Origin of the sequence: Streptomyces aureus, assembly GCF_000725495.1 — a bacterium.
Lineage (GTDB): Bacteria > Actinomycetota > Actinomycetes > Streptomycetales > Streptomycetaceae > Streptomyces > Streptomyces aureus_B.
The window spans coordinates 61,039-77,016 of sequence record NZ_JNZD01000012.1 but is presented as its reverse complement, the minus strand read 5'-3'; the positions used below and the strand labels follow the sequence as shown (position 1 = coordinate 77,016).

The 15,978-nt window shown below is 71.8% G+C and carries 14 protein-coding genes; 12 read left to right on the top strand and 2 right to left on the bottom strand.

The genetic code is table 11. The features are described from left to right. Nucleotides 1-87: 87 nt before the first annotated feature. The 6 genes from ribH (at nt 88) to IO36_RS17980 (ending at nt 4,917) form a co-directional block, all read left to right on the top strand. Nucleotides 88-573, top strand: a complete 486-nt coding sequence (gene ribH, locus IO36_RS18005) for a 6,7-dimethyl-8-ribityllumazine synthase (protein ID WP_037621081.1) — start codon at nt 88-90, stop codon at nt 571-573. Between the two features lie 34 nt (nt 574-607). Beyond that, complete coding sequence (locus IO36_RS18000) at nt 608-880, top strand: phosphoribosyl-ATP diphosphatase (protein WP_030038616.1); 273 nt, start codon at nt 608-610, stop codon at nt 878-880. Nucleotides 881-965: 85 nt separating this feature from the next. Further along, on the top strand, nt 966-1,823 hold the full coding sequence (hisG, locus tag IO36_RS17995; RefSeq protein ID WP_037621079.1) for an ATP phosphoribosyltransferase: 858 nt from the start codon (nt 966-968) through the stop codon (nt 1,821-1,823). Nucleotides 1,824-1,837: 14 nt separating this feature from the next. Beyond that, the gene (locus IO36_RS17990) at nt 1,838-2,305 is read left to right on the top strand and encodes a PH domain-containing protein (RefSeq protein ID WP_037621078.1); all 468 of its coding nucleotides are present in this window, start codon (nt 1,838-1,840) and stop codon (nt 2,303-2,305) included. Between the two features lie 198 nt (nt 2,306-2,503). Beyond that, entirely contained in the window at nt 2,504-3,835 is a 1,332-nt protein-coding gene (locus tag IO36_RS17985) for a hemolysin family protein (protein ID WP_037621077.1), read from the top strand. Then, complete coding sequence (locus IO36_RS17980) at nt 3,832-4,917, top strand: hemolysin family protein (RefSeq protein WP_037621075.1); 1,086 nt, start codon at nt 3,832-3,834, stop codon at nt 4,915-4,917. The genes IO36_RS17985 and IO36_RS17980 overlap by 4 nt, the downstream gene beginning before the upstream one ends. A gap of 85 nt (nt 4,918-5,002) precedes the next feature. Here IO36_RS17980 and IO36_RS17975 read toward each other — a convergent pair whose 3' ends face one another. Together IO36_RS17975 and IO36_RS17970 are read right to left on the bottom strand one after the other, a co-directional pair. After that, the gene (locus IO36_RS17975; RefSeq protein WP_037621074.1) at nt 5,003-6,868 is read right to left on the bottom strand and encodes an AAA family ATPase; all 1,866 of its coding nucleotides are present in this window, start codon (nt 6,866-6,868) and stop codon (nt 5,003-5,005) included. Nucleotides 6,869-7,335: 467 nt separating this feature from the next. Beyond that, the gene (locus IO36_RS17970) at nt 7,336-7,989 is read right to left on the bottom strand and encodes a uridine kinase family protein (protein WP_037621073.1); all 654 of its coding nucleotides are present in this window, start codon (nt 7,987-7,989) and stop codon (nt 7,336-7,338) included. 246 nt (nt 7,990-8,235) lie between these two features. Between IO36_RS17970 and IO36_RS17965 the strand changes: the two genes are divergently transcribed. The 6 genes from IO36_RS17965 (at nt 8,236) to IO36_RS17945 (ending at nt 14,968) form a co-directional block, all read left to right on the top strand. After that, complete coding sequence (locus IO36_RS17965) at nt 8,236-9,192, top strand: hypothetical protein (protein ID WP_209441227.1); 957 nt, start codon at nt 8,236-8,238, stop codon at nt 9,190-9,192. Between the two features lie 53 nt (nt 9,193-9,245). Further along, nucleotides 9,246-10,787, top strand: a complete 1,542-nt coding sequence (locus IO36_RS17960; RefSeq protein WP_078943280.1) for an amino acid permease — start codon at nt 9,246-9,248, stop codon at nt 10,785-10,787. Between the two features lie 190 nt (nt 10,788-10,977). Next, the gene (locus IO36_RS17955) at nt 10,978-12,330 is read left to right on the top strand and encodes a peptidase C39 family protein (RefSeq protein WP_037621070.1); all 1,353 of its coding nucleotides are present in this window, start codon (nt 10,978-10,980) and stop codon (nt 12,328-12,330) included. A 271-nt stretch (nt 12,331-12,601) separates the two neighbouring features. Beyond that, on the top strand, nt 12,602-12,748 hold the full coding sequence (locus tag IO36_RS46000) for an SCO1431 family membrane protein (protein WP_107065737.1): 147 nt from the start codon (nt 12,602-12,604) through the stop codon (nt 12,746-12,748). Nucleotides 12,749-12,878: 130 nt separating this feature from the next. Then, nucleotides 12,879-13,535 carry a TetR/AcrR family transcriptional regulator gene (locus IO36_RS17950; RefSeq protein ID WP_037621069.1) on the top strand — a complete coding sequence of 219 codons (657 nt, stop codon included), beginning with the start codon at nt 12,879-12,881 and terminating at the stop codon, nt 13,533-13,535. A gap of 260 nt (nt 13,536-13,795) precedes the next feature. Beyond that, entirely contained in the window at nt 13,796-14,968 is a 1,173-nt protein-coding gene (locus tag IO36_RS17945) for an acyl-CoA dehydrogenase family protein (RefSeq protein WP_037621067.1), read from the top strand. Nucleotides 14,969-15,978: the final 1,010 nt, after the last annotated feature.

Below are 15,978 nucleotides of genomic sequence, written 5' to 3'. Positions count from 1 at the left end.
GCACAAGCACCATCACGGCACGACAGCACGACAGCACGACAGCACGGCACTATCGGCAACACGGCACAGCGGGACTGAAGGAGAGACGTGAGCGGCAAGGGTGCACCTGAACTGTCCGTACGCAACTGCGGCGACCTGCGGGTCGCGGTCATCGCGGCACAGTGGCACGACAAGGTGATGGACGGTCTCGTCGACGGCGCGCTGCGCGCGCTGCGCGAGCTGGGAATCGACGAGCCGACCCTGTTGCGGGTCCCCGGCAGCTTCGAACTGCCGGTCGCCGCCAAGGTCCTCGCGGGCCGCGGCTACGACGCGATCGTCGCGCTCGGCGTCGTCATCCGCGGCGGCACCCCCCACTTCGAGTACGTGTGCCAAGGCGTCACCCAGGGCCTCACCCAGGTCTCCATCGAGACCGGCGTCCCCATCGGCTTCGGAGTGCTCACCTGCGACACCGAGGAGCAGGCCCTGGACCGCGCGGGCATCGAGGGCTCCAACGAGGACAAGGGGCACGAGGCGGTGACGGCCGCCGTGGCGACCGCGGCCACGCTCCGCTCAGTATCTGAACCCTGGCACTGAGGTACGGCCCCGAGCGCGTAGGGTGAGGAGCACCATGTCCAATAAGACGTTCGAGGAGCTCTTCACCGAGCTCCAGCACAAGGCCGCCACGGGCGATCCCGCCACCTCGCGCACCGCCGAACTCGTCGGCAAGGGCGTTCATGCCATCGGCAAGAAGGTCGTCGAAGAGGCCGCGGAGGTCTGGATGGCCGCCGAGTACGAGGGCAAGGACGCCGCCGCCGAGGAGATCTCGCAGCTGCTCTACCACGTCCAGGTGATGATGGTCGCGCGCGGGATCTCCCTCGACGACGTGTACGCGCATCTGTAGGGGCCGCTCCCGCGGTACCCCTCCTGCGCGTCCGTCCGCCCGTCCCACCCACCCCGAACACCATCGAGCAAAGGAAGCCGACCTCATGCTGCGCATCGCCGTCCCCAACAAGGGTTCCCTGTCAGGACCTGCGGCGGACATGCTGCATGAGGCCGGCTACCAGCAGCGCCGGGAGTCCAAGGAACTGCGGATCGTCGACCCGAACAACGAGGTCGAGTTCTTCTATCTCCGCCCCCGGGACATCGCGATCTACGTCTCCTCCGGCAAGCTCGACATCGGCATCACCGGTCGCGATCTGCTGGTCGACTCCGGCGCCCACGCCGAGGAGATCCTCCCGCTCGGCTTCGCCCGTTCCACCTTCCGCTTCGCCGCCAAGCCGGGCACGGCGAACGGGGTCGCGGACCTGAAGGGCAGGACGATCGCCACCTCGTACGAGGGCATCGTCGCCGGGCACCTCGCCGACCACGGCATCGACGCCTCCGTCGTGCACCTGGACGGCGCCGTCGAGACCGCCATCGAACTCGGCGTGGCCGAGGTCATCGCGGACGTCGTCGAGACGGGCACCTCGCTGCGCAACGCCGGCCTGGAGATCTTCGGCGAGCCGATCATGAAGTCCGAGGCCGTCGTCGTCCGCCGCGTCGGCGCCGGCCCCACCGAGGACGCCGAGCCCAAGGTGCAGCAGTTCCTGCGCCGCCTCCAGGGCGTGCTGGTGGCGCGGACCTACGTGATGATGGACTACGACTGCCGTGCCGAGCACCTGGAGAAGGCCGTCGCGCTCACTCCCGGCCTGGAGTCGCCGACCATCTCGCCGCTGCACAACGAGGGCTGGGTCGCCGTCCGCGCCATGGTCCCGTCCAAGGAGGCCCAGCGGATCATGGACGACCTGTACGCGCTCGGCGCGCGGGCCATCCTGACCACGGCCATCCACGCCTGCCGGCTCTGACAGGAACCACGGACATGTCGGACCTTCCCTCCCTTCCCATAACCTTCCGGCCCTCCCGGACCCGGGCCGTGCTGCTCACCGCGGGCGCGTCGATCCTTGTGGTCATCACCACGGTCGCCATGCTTCTGGAGCAACTCGGACCGGGGGAGCGGCTCAGCTTCGTCTTCACCGCCGTCCTGCTGTTCGGTGTCCTCCTGCTGCTCTCGCGGCCCAAGGTCGTCGCCGACGAGAGCGGTGTCACCGTGGTCAACATCGCGAGCCGCCGGCACCTGGACTGGGCGGAGATCCTCCAGGTCAACCTGCGTCCGGGCGACCCCTGGGTCTTCCTCGACCTCAGCGACGGCACCAGCCTCCCGGTGCTCGGCATCCAGCCGGGCATCGCCCGGCAGCGCGCCATCGACGACGCCCGCGCCCTGCGCGCCCTGGCCCTCGCCCGAGGAATCCAGGAGCCCGACGGGCACCGCGGCGAACACACGGGCTGACTCTCGGCCCTCCACCCTGCCCTCAGAGCCCATGTCTTGATTAATCTGTCGGCGGAGGCGTTTACCATGACGCCTCCGCCTCCGATGTGCTCCGGCTCTCAGAGGCTCCCTGCTACCCGAGGAGTGACTCCCTCCAGCGATGGACGGATCGTCCTGTAGTACCTGCGCCGCCCCCTTCCGACATAGCGAGGCGGCGGCATGACCATCCCCCTGTTGCTCCTTGGCGCGGCGTTCCTGCTGATTCTCGCCAACGGCTTCTTCGTGGCCGCCGAGTTCGGCCTCGTCACCGTCGAGCGCCCCGAGGCCGAGAAGGCCGCGGCCGAGGGCGACCGACGCGCCGCCACGGTCGTCGAGTCGCTCAAGGAGCTGTCCTTCCAGCTCTCCGGCACCCAGCTCGGCATCACCATCACCTCCCTCGTCGTCGGCATGCTCGCCGAACCGGCCCTGGCCCAGCTGCTGGACGGCCCGTTCTCGGCGGTCGGACTGCCCGAGGGCGCGGTGCCCGGCTTCGCCGTGGTCACCGGCATGCTGCTGGCCTCGGCCGTGCAGATGGTGGTCGGTGAACTCGTGCCCAAGAACTGGGCGGTGTCCAAGCCGCTCCAGGTGGCCCGCTTCGTCGCCGGTCCGCAGCACGTCTTCTCCCGGCTGTTCCGGCCGGTCATCGCCGTGCTGAACACCGTCGCCAACCGGCTGGTCCGCGCGCTCGGCGTGGAGCCCGCCGAGGAGCTGGCCTCGGCCCGCACCCCCGGCGAACTCGTCTCCCTCGCCCGCCACTCGGCCCGCGCCGGTGCCCTCGAGCAGGACACGGCGGACCTCTTCGTCCGCACGATGTCCCTGGCCGACCTCACGGCGCAGCACGTGATGACACCTCGGGTGAAGGTCAGCGCCCTCCAGTCCACGGCCACCGCCGAGGACGTGGTCAACCTCACCCGTGCCACCGGCCTGTCCCGCTTCCCCGTCTACCGGGAGCGGATCGACGAGGTCGTCGGCATGGTGCACCTCAAGGACGCCCTCGCGGTGCCCTCGCACGACCGGCTGCGCACCCCCGTCGGCCGGATCGCCCAGGCGCCGCTGCTCGTCCCGGAGACCCTGCCCGTGCAGCCCCTCCTGGAGCGGCTGCGCAGCGAACAGCCGATCGCCGTCGTCGTCGACGAGTACGGCGGCACGGCCGGCGTGGTGACCCTGGAGGACATCGTCGAGGAGCTCGTCGGCGAGGTCCGCGACGAGCACGACGACGTGCACGGGGAGCAGCCCGAGCTCGCGGCCGCACCCCCCGAGGACGGCAGGCCCGCCTGGGACGCCGACGGCAGCTGCCGGGTCGACATCCTGCAGCGCATAGGCCTCGACGTGCCCGAGGGACCGTACGAGACCGTGGCCGGCCTCGTCGCCGACCTGCTCGGCCGGATCCCGGCCCCCGGCGACAAGGCCGAGCTCCCCGGCTGGCGGCTCGTGGTGCGGCAGGTAGGCCACTACCGTGCCGAACGCGTCCGCCTCGTGCGCACCGCGCTCGCCCCGGAGGCCGTCCGATGAGCATGCTCCAACTGCTGTTCGCGGGCCTGCTCGTGCTCGCCAACGGCTTCTTCGTCGGCGCCGAGTTCGCGCTCGTGTCCGTGCGGCGCAGCCAGATCGAACCGCTCGGCACCGCCCGCTCCCGGCAGGTCCTGTACGGCCTGGAGCGCCTTCCGCAGATGATGGCCGCGGCCCAGTTCGGCATCACGATGTGCTCGCTGACCCTGGGCGCGGTCGCCGAGCCCACGGTCGCCCGGCTGCTGGAGCCGCTCTTCGAGGCGGTCCACCTGCCGCACGGGGTGATCCACCCCCTCGGCTATGTGATCGCGCTCGCCCTCGTCGTCTTCTTCCACCTCGTCATCGGCGAGATGGTCCCGAAGAACCTGGCGATGGCCGCGCCCGAGAAGACGGCGCTGTGGTTCAGCCCCGGCCTGGTCGCCTTCGCCCGCGTGTGCCGTCCCGTCACGGTCGCCCTCGGAGCCTGCGCGCAGCTGATCCTCAAGCTGTTCCGGGTCGAGCCCAAGGACGAGGTCGAGGCGGTCTTCACCAGCGAGCAGCTCAACCGGCTGGTCGAGGACTCCGGACAGGCGGGACTCCTGGAGCCCGAGGAGCAGGAGCGTCTCGAGGACGCCCTGGAACTCGGCTCCCGCCCGGTCACCGACGTCCTCCTCGACAGCGCCTCGCTGGTCACGGTGGACCCCTCGGTCACCCCGGGCCAGGTGGTCGCGCTCACCGCGCGCACCGGGTACTCCCGGTTCCCGGTGGTCGCGGAGAACGGTGCCTTCATGGGCTGCTACCTCCATGTGAAGGACGTCCTCGACCTGGAGGAGTCCGAGCGGGCGGTGCCGCAGCACATGTGGCGCCCGATGACCACGCTGCGGTCCGAACTCCCGCTGGACGACGCCCTGACCGTGATGCGCCGCGCCGCCACCCATCTGGCCCAGGTCGCCGACGCCGCCGGGAAGGTCCTCGGCCTCGTGGCCCTGGAGGACGTCCTGGAGCTGCTGGTCGGCGAGGTCCGCGACCCGGCGCACCGCGTGGTGACGCCCGTACGCGTCGCGGAGCCGCGCCCCGGCCAGGCCGAGGAGGCGCTGGCGAGCTGACCGTGCCCTAGGGCCCCGGTTCCCCGGGGCCGTGCGACCCGTGACGGTCGTACGGCCCGGCGGGACCGGGGCCCTGTCGCATCGGTCACATGGCGGACGGGTCCTGCGGGCCCCGGCCCGAGAGGACCTCCCCGTAGGCCTGCATGAGGTCGGGCAGCCGCAGCGTGGACAGATCGTCGCGCGAGGGGGTGCCGGGGTAGCCCGACAGCCGCAGATCGCGGTACGCGCAGCTCTTCTCGTACAGGGTGCGCAGGAAGCGGCCGTTGCCGAGTTCGTCGATCCAGCCCTGGTCGACGACGTGCCCGGCGATCGAGCGGAGCTCGTCCAGCGCCTCCTCGTCCCAGACGTCGCCGTTCTCGGCGGCCAGCACCTCGCCGATGGAGGTCAGTTCGAGCGGGCGGTACGAGGGGAAGTCCACGCGGGTGGTGAAGCGCGAGGAGAGTCCCGGGTTGGCGGCGAGGAGCCGGTCCATGCCCTCCGGGTAGCCGGCGAGGATGACGACCAGGTGGTCCCGGTTGTCCTCGGCCCGCTTGAGCAGTACCTGAAGCGCCTCGTCGCCGTAGGCGTCGCCCTTGCCGTAGCCGGAGTTGGACAGGGAGTACGCCTCGTCCACGAACAGGACGCCGCCGATCGCCGAGTCGATCAGCTCGTTGGCCTTCACGGCGGTCTGGCCCAGGTACTCGCCGACCAGATCGGCCCGCTGGGCCTCGACCAGGTGGTCCCCGCCGAGCAGCCCGAGCGCGTAGAAGACCCGCCCGAGAATGCGCGCCACCGTGGTCTTGCCGGTGCCCGAGGGGCCGGAGAAGACGAAGTGCCGCTTCGGCGGCTGCACCGGAAGCCCCTGCCCGGTACGCAGCCTGGCCATGTTCAACTGTGCCGACAACGCCTTGACCTGACGTTTCACCGGCTCCAGACCCACCATGCGCTCCAGTTCCGCGAGCGCCTCGTCGAGCAGGGCCGGGTCGGTCGGTCCCGGGGGCAGAGGCTGCACCGGCAGCACGGCCTTCTCCCGGAAGCCGTCGGCCCGGTCCGGCAGGGCGCCGGGCGGTGCGGGATCGGGTTCCGGGAGCCGCAGATCGCGTCCCTCGGTGCCGAACAGCGCGTCGATGCCGTCCGGGCCCTCCAGCACGTCCTGTCCGACGCCGGCGAGCGTGATCGCCGCCAGGTCGGCGGCCGCGTCGTCGTAGCCGTCCCCCTCGGCGATGGCCGCGAGCCGCGCGGAGGTGTCCATGAAGGAGGGGTCGACCCGGTGCACCGCCCGGTACAGCGGCAGCGCCGCGGCGGAGCGCCCGGTGCCCTCGTGGGCGCGGGCCAGCCAGTACCGCAGCTCCTTGCGCTGCGGCTGCTCGCTGCGGCAGCGCATCAGGGCGGAGGACAGCAGCGGTTCGGCCTGTCCGAACATCTCGAGCCGGACCCGCGCCATGCCGCCGAACAGTCCGGCCTCGATGCCGAGCATCGGGTCGTTGATCAGCGGGTCGGTGTGCCGCACCAACTGCTCCCAGTCCTTGACCAGATAGGCGCGGCACGCGTGCAGGAACCGCACCTGGTGGTCCGCGTCGACCGGCGGGAGCCCGGCCAGCGCCCGGTCCAGTTCGGGGACGTGACGGCCGTCGAGCCAGTGGGAGGCGTGCGCGAGCAGCAGGTCGCGCGGACTCTCCAGCACCGGCTGGACCCACCAGCCCAGCCAGTACCAGGAGTTGAGGGTGCGTCGGTGGCGCGAACGCTGTTCGCCGAACCGGTCGCGGTGCCGGAACATCCGCAGCAGCGCGGTCGTCGTGTCCACCCGTAGCGCGTGCAGCCCGAGCCAGCCGTCCGCCATACCGGGGTCCATCCGGACCGCGGCGCGGAACTCCTCCTCCGCCTGCGGGTAGGCGCCCATCGTGTAGGCGTCCACACCCCGCAGCCAGGCGAGGTCGGCCGGGGCCTCGGGGCCCTGCGTGCCGAAGTCCATCACGTCCCCCACAAACCGTGCCCCCGATGGTCGGGGAGTACCTCGAGGTTCAGGACATCCCCTCGCCGCCGGGCCGGTGCCCGTCGGCAGCTCTGGTCGAACGACTGTGCCACGGACGGGAGTTGAAGCGGTGCGGCAGAGCTGCCGTCCGAAGGTCGCACCGAGAGGCATGGTACCCGCGGTCACCGGGCCTGCCGAAGGGTGCAGCACAGGACGTTCCACGAGGTGGGAGCGGACGGGGCGCATCGCGGACGGTGACCCAGGGTGAGCGGATGGCGTCACGGGGCGTCCGGAAAGAGGGGGTGTGGGCAGAACGAAGCCCCCGATCACGGGGGAACAACCGGGGGCTTCGCGACTGCGGGCGGCTCCCGAAGGGCCGCTGCTTCAGAACGCAAGACCTGTACGGCCCCCTGGTCAAGCAGAGTTGGGGTACTCAGGCAACTTGCCCCGAGCGGGCTCAGGCGACGTCAGCACACTGCGGATGGTCCCTCACGGTGCGTGACGAACTGGTCCGGTCCAGGCGTCCCGGAAGGCCCCGGCAGCACCTCGTACCCCTCGGGACACTGCCGCACCACATGGTCCGCGAAGGGGCGCGTGGGGTCCTCGGCGAAGTGCCGGAGCTCGGCCTGGACCCAGCCGTCCCAGAAGTCGCTCTGTTCCCCGCCGTCCCGTCGCCGCCCCCGCTCCCAGGCCTGCTCGTGCGGCAGTTCCATCCACAGGAGCCGGGCGAGCCAGGGGCGCAGCGCCCGGCGTCCGGCGCCGACGCCCTCCAGGAGCACCACCGGCGCGGCCGGGAGCTCGGTGAGAGGTCCGAACGCCCGGGCGGTCCAGTCGTACGGGGCGTACCGCGCCGTCTCGCCACGTCCCAGCGGCTCCATCACCCCGCTCAGCAGGCGCCCGGTCCAGCCGAACAGCTCCTCGTGGGTGGCGATGTCGTCCAGGTGCAGGACGGGTGCGCCGCCCAGGGCCGCCGCCAGGGAGCCGGCGAACGTGGTCTTCCCCGAGCCGGCGTGGCCGTCCACGCCGATCAGCCGGACGGGTCCGCAGGAGGGCGGCAGCCGGCGCAGCCGCGAGGCGAGGTCGTGAATGGGGTTTCCCGGGGTGAGGAGCGGGGGTGGCATAGTCCTGGGGAACATTCTATCGAGGCGCCGTCCACAGCGGATCCACGGGTTCAGGATGGTGTCGTATTGAACCATTCACTGAACAATCCTCAAGAACTCGTGGGGCCACAACTCGAGGGGCCCTTCGGAGAGATTTCCGGCCGCCGGAACCAGCTATTTCGGATAGAGCGTTCCGGTCCTCGGAGATGCTGAGTAGGGTTCCTGTTGCGGAACGGCGAAGTGTCGTACGGGGATGGACAGGGGAAGATGGCCGCGGGTTTATTCGAGGGGCAGTACGTGTGGCATCCTGCGGCCGACGACCGCAGACTCGCGAGCGTCTGCACGGATGTCAGAGCCGGCCGCTATCTGAGCGCCCACGAAGCCCTGGAGGCGACCCGTTCCGACTACGGATTACGGGCCCACCGCTCCCTGGTCCTCGCCTCCGAGGCCGCCGACTCCGACCTCGCCGAACGCTGGCTGGCCGAGGAGCAGACCCCCGAGTCCGCCCTGCTGTGGGCCCGCGTGGCCGTCCTGCGGGCCTTGCGCGCGGCCGACGCCAAGGACGACCGGGCCGAGGCCCTGGAGCGCATCGCGCTGACGGCCTGCGACCGGGCCGCGCTGATGGACCGGGCCGATCCCACGCCCTGGGTCGCCCGGCTGTCCATGGCCCGGCTGCACGACCTGCGCGATCCCGCGCCGCAGGGGCTGCTGACCCAGCCTCCCGGCCCCTGGCGCCTGTTCTCGCACGTGCTGCGCCTCGACCCCTGGAACCGTGAGGGCCATCACCGGTTCCTGGCCTTCTTCTTCACGCGCCACGGCGGTTCCGTCAACGCGGCCTGGGACGTCGCCGCCTTCCTGAGCCAGCGCGCCCCCGCCTCCTCGCCGCTGCGGCTGCTGCCGCTGGTGGCCCTGGTGGAGAGCTACAACCCCACGCAGCTGCTGGTCGACCGCACCTGGGAACAGCCGCAATGGCGTTCCACGGCGCTCGCGATCTACCAGAACTGGCTGCCGGAGGTGGCCGGATATCGCTTCACGCCGGTGCTCGACCTGGCGTATCTGGCGCACGCGCTCTTCATGGCGCAGCGCGAGTTCGAGGCCCGTGCCGTGTTCATGGCCATGGGGCCCTACGCCTGCCGCATGCCGTGGAGCGTGTTCGGCGAACCCGAGGACCAGCTCTCCCGTGCCCGCCGCGCCTGCGGCCTGCCCGTACCGGGGGCCGGCTGACCGCCGGCCCTCCCCGCTGCCCCGAACCACCCCCCCCGAGAGAGAGGTCAGCCGTGTCGGAACGAATATCGACCCCGGACCGGAGAACGGGAGCCGGAAAGGAGATCGCCGCCTTCGACGACGATGCGACACTGCATGCGATGGGATATCCGAGAAAGCTCACCCGTCGATTCCAGGCGTTCGACAATTTCGCCATCTCCTTCACCATCATCAATATCATCTCCGGTATTTTCTCGTCCTTCGGTTTCGGAATGAACGCCGGCGGCCCGCGCATTCTCGTGTTCGGCTGGATCGGCGTCTCCGTGATGGTGCTCTTCATCGGCGCCGCGATGGCGGAGGTGGCGTCCGCCTATCCGACCAGCGGGGCCCTCTATTTCTCGGCGGGCAAGCTGGCCAAGCGGCACAAGGGTGCCTGGTCCTGGTACACCGGCTGGCTGAATTTCGTGGGTCAGGTCGGCGGCACCGCGGCCACCGGATACGCGGCCGCCACCTTCATCCAGGCGTTCGTCGCTCTGCAGTGGCACTCGTACGAGCCGACGGCCGAGCAGACGGTTCTGATCACGGCGCTGATCATCGTGCTCCAGGGTTTGGCCAATACCTACACGGTCCAGCTCGTCGCCGTGCTGAACCGGATCTCCGTGTGGTGGCTGCTGATCGGGCTCGTCGTGATCGTGAGCACACTCGTCGTGATGCCCGACGACCACCAGTCGGCCTCGTTCGTCACCCATTTCGCGAACAACACCGGTTTCACGAACGGGATTTACGGAGGGATGCTCGGCCTGCTGGTCACCAGCTGGACGTTCACCGGCTTCGACGGCAGCTTCCACATGTCCGAGGAAACGGTGCGGGCCACGGTCAACGCGCCGAAGGGGATCACCCGTTCGATAGCCTATTCGGCGATCACGGGACTCATCCTCATGCTTGCCCTTGTGTACAGCATTCACGATTATGACCGGGTCGCCGCCTCCTCGGCGCCGCCCGTGCAGATCCTCATCGATGGGCTTGGCATGGGCATGGCTAAGTTCATCCTGCTCATCGTGATCGGGTCCATGCTCTTCTGCGGGCTCGCCAACCTGACCAGCAACACCCGGCAGATCTTCGCCTTCTCCCGGGACGGCGCCATGCCGGGCTCGCGCTGGTGGCACTCCGTCTCGCCGCGCACCCGGACCCCCGTCAAGGCCGTCTGGCTGGCGGTCGCCTGCTCCCTGGCCCTCGTGCTGCCCGGATGGTGGTCGCACACCGCCTTCACGGCCATCGTCAGCGTCAACGTCGTCGGACTCTTCCTCGCCTACGCCGTGCCGGTGTTCCTGCGGCTGCGGCTCGGGGACGACTTCCAGCCCGGTCCCTGGAACCTGGGTCGCTGGAGCAAGCCCGTCGGCTGGGTGGCCGTGACCTGGATCCTCGCCAGCAGCGTGCTCTTCATGCTGCCCCAGACCTCGCCGATCACCGGGGACAACTTCAACTACGCCTCGATCGCCCTGGCCGTGGTGCTGATCGTCGCGACGGTGTGGTGGTTCGCCACCGCCCGCCGCCGCTTCCAGGGCCCCGTCAGCTACGGCCGCCCCGACGAGGTCGCGGCCATGGACCTCGTCTGACCGGCCTCCGCCCCGGTCCCGGCACCCGCCGGGACCGGGGCGTCCCAGGTCATGCCAGTGGTCCAGGCCAATATTGGTGGGCGCGGCGCGGGCCGAAGTGCTGGCAGAAGTCGCCCTCCGGCGTCCATAGTTGGCGCACGACAGAGCACTGGGCCCGCCCGTTCCGGACACCCCTGGGGGTTCTCCACCCATGAGCAGAGCCGAACAGCCGTCCCGCAGAATCGTCCTGGCCGCCGCGGTCGCCGCGGCGGCGGTGGGGGCCGCGGGCCCCGCGGCCGCCGCCGCTCCGGCCCGCCGGACCAGAGCCGCCGGAGGTCTCGTCGACAACCGGGCCTGGACCTCGTACAGCGACTGGCGCTCGGGCGGCGCGGCGGGCACGCGGGCCGTGCCGGGCGTGCGCCCCGGCCTGGTCGTCGCCGCCCCGGCCGGCACGACGGACTACACCGACCCGCACACCGGCAGGACGGCCGCCTGGGAGTACGCGACCTGGACCTCTCCGGTCCACCGGCTCTCGGTCCCCGCCACGGAGGTCATCGCCTCCTGGAACGCCCACACCCCGGCCGGCACCTGGCTCCAGGTCGAGCTGACCGGAACCTACTCCGACGGCACGGACACGCCCTGGTACGTGATGGGCCGCTGGGCCTCCGGCGACCAGGACATCCGGCGCACCTCCGTGGACGACCAGACCGACGGCCGCAGCACCATCTGGACGGACACCTTCTCCATCGACGACGCCGCCTCGGGCCTGCGCCTCGTCTCCTACCGGCTGCGCCTGACGCTCTACCGCGCCCCGGGGACGAAGAGCACGCCCACCGTGTGGCGCCTCGGCGCGATGGGCTCCGACATCCCGGACCGCTTCACGGTCCCCGCCTCGGCCCCGGGCCTCGCCCAGGAGCTGAACGTGCCGCGCTACTCGCAGGAGATCCACGCCGGTCAGTACCCCGAGTACGACAACGGCGGCGAGGCCTGGTGCAGCCCCACCTCCTCGCAGATGATCATCGAGTACTGGGGGCGCAGGCCCACCGCCGAGCAGCTCGCCTGGGTCGACCCCTCCTACGCCGACCCGCAGGTGTGCCTCGCGGCCCGCTCCACGTACGACTACCAGTACGCGGGCTGCGGCAACTGGCCCTTCAACGCCGCCTACGCGGCCACGTACAAGGACCTCCAGGGCGTGGTCACCCGGCTCGGCTCGCTGACCGACCTGGAGACGCTGATCGCCGCGGGCATCCCGGCCATAACGTCCCAGTCGTTCCTCAAGACCGAGCTGACGGGTGCGGGGTACGGCACCTCGGGCCACCTCATGACGGTCATAGGGTTCACCGCGGACGGCGACGTCATCGCCAACGACCCGGCGTCGCCCGGCGACGACGCGGTGCGCCGGGTCTACAAGCGCTCCGAGTGGGAGAACATCTGGCTGCGGACCAAGCGCTACAACGCGTCCGGGAAGGTCGTCTCCGGCACCGGCGGCGTCTGCTACCTGTACTTCCCGGCGCATCCCTCCGCCCGGCAGCGCAAGGCGCTCGCGGCGGTCGGTGTCCGATGACCTGAGGGCGGCTCCCGCGTCCGGCGGGGAGCTGCCGTCCACGCGGGGCCCCGGCCGCCCGGGCCCCGCGGGGGACAGGGGCAGGGGTGTGTGACGCGACCCACACGCCCTGCCCGCCGGGCGGAACGGACGGGCCGCGCGGCCCGTCGGCCTGCGGACGTGACCAGGGTCTCTACCGGTGGTGGCGGATCCGGTGGCATGGTGGGTCGGGTCGGAGGGGAGCCGACGCGAGGCGGGGGACGCCAGCGCACCACTACGTCAGCGAGATGCCATGACCGCGAGCCCCGTCACCGCCCCTCGTCTCCGTGCCCGCACCGGAGGCCCCGAGGAGCATGGCCCGAAGATCCTCGAACACGTCCTGGGCTGGGTCCTCGTGGTGGCCGTGGCGGTCCTGGTGACGCGGCTCGGACTGATCTGAGGGGCCCCCGCCGACGGCGGGGCGCACGGCCGTACCGTATCGGGCGGCCGCCGATCGCCCCCGGATGACGGTCGGCACGGTTCTGCCATACTGCGCATGTTCCGTCGGCAGTTGGAGACCAGGGCCGAAATTGAATAAGAGTCAACAGTACGAGATCGACCGCCCCCGGGCGCGGGGAACCGATCGTTCGCTGGCGCGCCGCGCCGAACTCATCGCCATCGGGCGGAAGTTGTTCGCCGACACGTCGTACGACGCGCTGTCGATGGACGACATCGCACGGCAGGCGCACGTCGCCAAGGGGCTGATCTACTACTACTTCAAGTCCAAGCGCGGCTACTACCTCGCCATCGTCGAGGACTCGGTCGCGGATCTGGTCTCCCGGGCCGCCGACGGCGCGGAACTCCCGCCGGTGGAGCGGGTCCAGCGCACGATCGACGGCTATCTCCGGTACGCCGAGCAGAACCAGGCCGCCTATCGCACGATCATCGCGGGCGGCGTGGGCTTCGACAGTGAGGTGCAGGCGATACGCGAGGGCGTGCGCGACGCCATCGTCTCGACGATCGCCGAAGGGGCGTACGGCCGGGACCGGGTCGGCCCGCTGCCGCGCATCGCCCTGCTGGGCTGGCTGCACAGTGTGGAGGGCGCCACCCTCGACTGGATCGGCCATCCGGTGCTGCCGCGCGAGACCATGCGCGAACTGCTGGTGAAGATGCTGGGGGGCGCGATGCGTGCCGTCGAGGAACTCGACCCCTCCTACGCGGCCCCGCCCGACGCCCGGCGGGACTGACGGAACCCTATGAGGACTAGACCACCCTGTCAATGGTTCGGACCAATTCCGGATCGACGCGGCGGGTGGTCCGGTCAGGCATTCCGCCGGCGGACCGCCGCCGCGGGCGTGCCTCCGTTCGGGCGTACTCCCGGCGCCACGGCCCCCGTTCGCCGAGTTCCCTGATCCGGGGCGGGAGCATCGGCGGGGCCAGCCGAGAGCCGGCGGCCCCGCCTCCGGGCGCCCGTCCGCCGGTGTGCCGACCCGTCAGGAGCGCCGCCGTGCCCGATCACGCCCCGCAGCCGGTGGACCGCCGGCTGCCCACGGACGAGGCCCGGGAGCTGATCGCCCTCGTCCGCGACATCGCCCGCCGCGAGATCGCCCCCGACGCGGCCGAGGAGGAGGACGCCGGGCGCTTCCCGCGCGCGCTCTTCCGGCTGCTCTCGGAGTCCGGCCTCCTCGGACTGCCGTACGACTCCGCGTACGGGGGCGGCGACCAGCCCTACGAGGTCTACCTCCAGGTCCTCGAGGAGCTCGCCCACGCCCGCCTCACGGTGGGGCTCGGGGTCAGCGTCCACACCCTGGCCTGCCACGCGCTCGCGCACCACGGGACCGGGCCGCAGCGGGCCGAGCACCTGCCCGCGATGCTCGGCGGCGGTCTGCTCGGCGCGTACTGCCTCTCCGAACCGTCCTCGGGGTCCGACGCCGCGGCCCTGCGGACCAAGGCGGTGCGACAGGGCGACGACTGGCTGCTCACCGGCACCAAGGCCTGGATCACCCACGGCGGAGTGGCCGACTTCTACGCGGTGTTCGCGCGCACCGGCGGCGAGGGCAGGCACGGCATCACCGCCTTCCTGGTGCCCGGCGACGCCGACGGCCTGCGGGCCGCGCCGCCCGAACGCAAGATGGGCATGAAGGGCTCGCCGACCGCGCAGATCCACCTCGACGGGGTGCGGGTCTCCGACGACCGCCGCCTCGGTGGCGAGGGCCAGGGGTTCGCCGTCGCCCTGTCCGCGCTCGACTCCGGACGGCTCGGCATCGCCGCCTGCGCGACCGGGGTGGCCCAGGCCGCGCTGGACGAGGCCGTCGCGTACGCCACCGGCCGGCGCCAGTTCGGGAGGCGGATCGCGGACTTCCAGGGCCTTCGGTTCCTGCTCGCGGACATGGCCACCCACGTCGAGGCGGGCCGCGCGCTCTGCCTGGCCGCCGCCCGGCTGAGGGACGCGGGCCTGCCCTTCTCCCGGCAGGCGGCCATGGCGAAACTGCTGTGCACGGACGGCGCGATGAAGGTCACCACGGACGCGGTCCAGATCCTGGGCGGGTACGGGTACACCGCCGACTTCCCGGTCGAGCGCTACCTGCGCGAGGCGAAGGCGCTGCAGATCGTCGAGGGCACCAATCAGATCCAGCGCATGGTCATCGCGCGGCACCTCGTGGGTCCCGAGGCGCACTGAGGTCGCCGCGGGGGTCGGGGCCCGCGCCGAACTGGCCGTACCCGTAGAGCGCCGAGGGTGCCACCAGGCGTGCCCACTCGGGGTCGTGACGCCCCGGCAGCGCCCGGCCGCGATCGGCCCAGGCGCGCATCAGGGCGCGGTAGATCGGCGGATCCTGAACCGGCGGGGGCGGCGGTACCCAGTGAACCGATGGCACCGGGGCCGGGACGAGGATCCGGCGCCGGCGCCCGGTCGCGGAAGGTGTGGGACTCATAACGGGGCAACGTGCGGGCGGGCGGACAGGTCACCGGCCCGCACCGTCGGGCGTGTGTTCGCGACGGGACCCGTGCGGGGTCGGGCCGGGGGCCTGTGCGGGTCCCGCTCCGGGGCGGGCCGGGCCCGCGACTGGACCCCTGCGGGGCGGCGGGGCCGGCGGTCGGTGTCGGGACTGCTGCGGGGTGGGCCGGGGCGTCTGTGCCGGGACCGCTGTGGGGTGGGCCGGGGCGTCTGTGCCGGGACCGCTGTGGGGTGGGCCGGGCTCGCGACTGGACCTCTGCGGGGGTGGGGCCGGGGGCCTGTGTCGGGACCGCTGCGTCGTGGGCCGGGGCTCGTGACCGGACCCCTGCGGGGTGGGGGCCAGGGAGTTCGTGCGGGGGCCGCTGGGGGGTGGCCTGGGGAGTCCGTGTCGGGACCGCTGCGGCGTGGGGCGACTAACGCGCGTCGGGAGCGGCGAGGAGGCGGGCCGGTGGGGGCCCGTGGTCGTTGCACGAGGGCTGCGGGCGCGGTGTGCGGGACCGCCTGCCGGGCATCAGGCCGTGCCCGGCGCCCGGGCGTGCACGGCGCGAGCCCGCGGACGGCATCGGCACCTCGGGTGCGGGCCACGTCCGGCGAGGGGCCGCCTCCGGCGAGGGGCCGCCTCCGGCGAGGGGCCGCCTCCGGCGACCGGGCGTGTCCTGCGTCCTGACGCGCCCCGCGCCCGCCCGAGCGAGGCATCCACACCTAGGCTGCGAGCCCGCCCGGGCTCCGCGGGA

What these genes read in the sequence shown, in the direction of transcription:
- IO36_RS18000 (WP_030038616.1), top strand. Translation starts at nt 608, where the DNA reads ATGTCCAATAAGACGTTCGAGGAGCTCTTCACCGAGCTCCAGCACAAG.
- hisG (WP_037621079.1), top strand. Translation starts at nt 966, where the DNA reads ATGCTGCGCATCGCCGTCCCCAACAAGGGTTCCCTGTCAGGACCTGCG.
- IO36_RS17990 (WP_037621078.1), top strand. Translation starts at nt 1,838, where the DNA reads ATGTCGGACCTTCCCTCCCTTCCCATAACCTTCCGGCCCTCCCGGACC.
- IO36_RS17985 (WP_037621077.1), top strand. Translation starts at nt 2,504, where the DNA reads ATGACCATCCCCCTGTTGCTCCTTGGCGCGGCGTTCCTGCTGATTCTC.
- IO36_RS17980 (WP_037621075.1), top strand. Translation starts at nt 3,832, where the DNA reads ATGAGCATGCTCCAACTGCTGTTCGCGGGCCTGCTCGTGCTCGCCAAC.
- IO36_RS17975 (WP_037621074.1), bottom strand. Translation starts at nt 6,868, where the DNA reads ATGGACTTCGGCACGCAGGGCCCCGAGGCCCCGGCCGACCTCGCCTGG.
- IO36_RS17970 (WP_037621073.1), bottom strand. Translation starts at nt 7,989, where the DNA reads ATGCCACCCCCGCTCCTCACCCCGGGAAACCCCATTCACGACCTCGCC.
- IO36_RS17965 (WP_209441227.1), top strand. Translation starts at nt 8,236, where the DNA reads ATGGCCGCGGGTTTATTCGAGGGGCAGTACGTGTGGCATCCTGCGGCC.
- IO36_RS17955 (WP_037621070.1), top strand. Translation starts at nt 10,978, where the DNA reads ATGAGCAGAGCCGAACAGCCGTCCCGCAGAATCGTCCTGGCCGCCGCG.
- IO36_RS46000 (WP_107065737.1), top strand. Translation starts at nt 12,602, where the DNA reads ATGACCGCGAGCCCCGTCACCGCCCCTCGTCTCCGTGCCCGCACCGGA.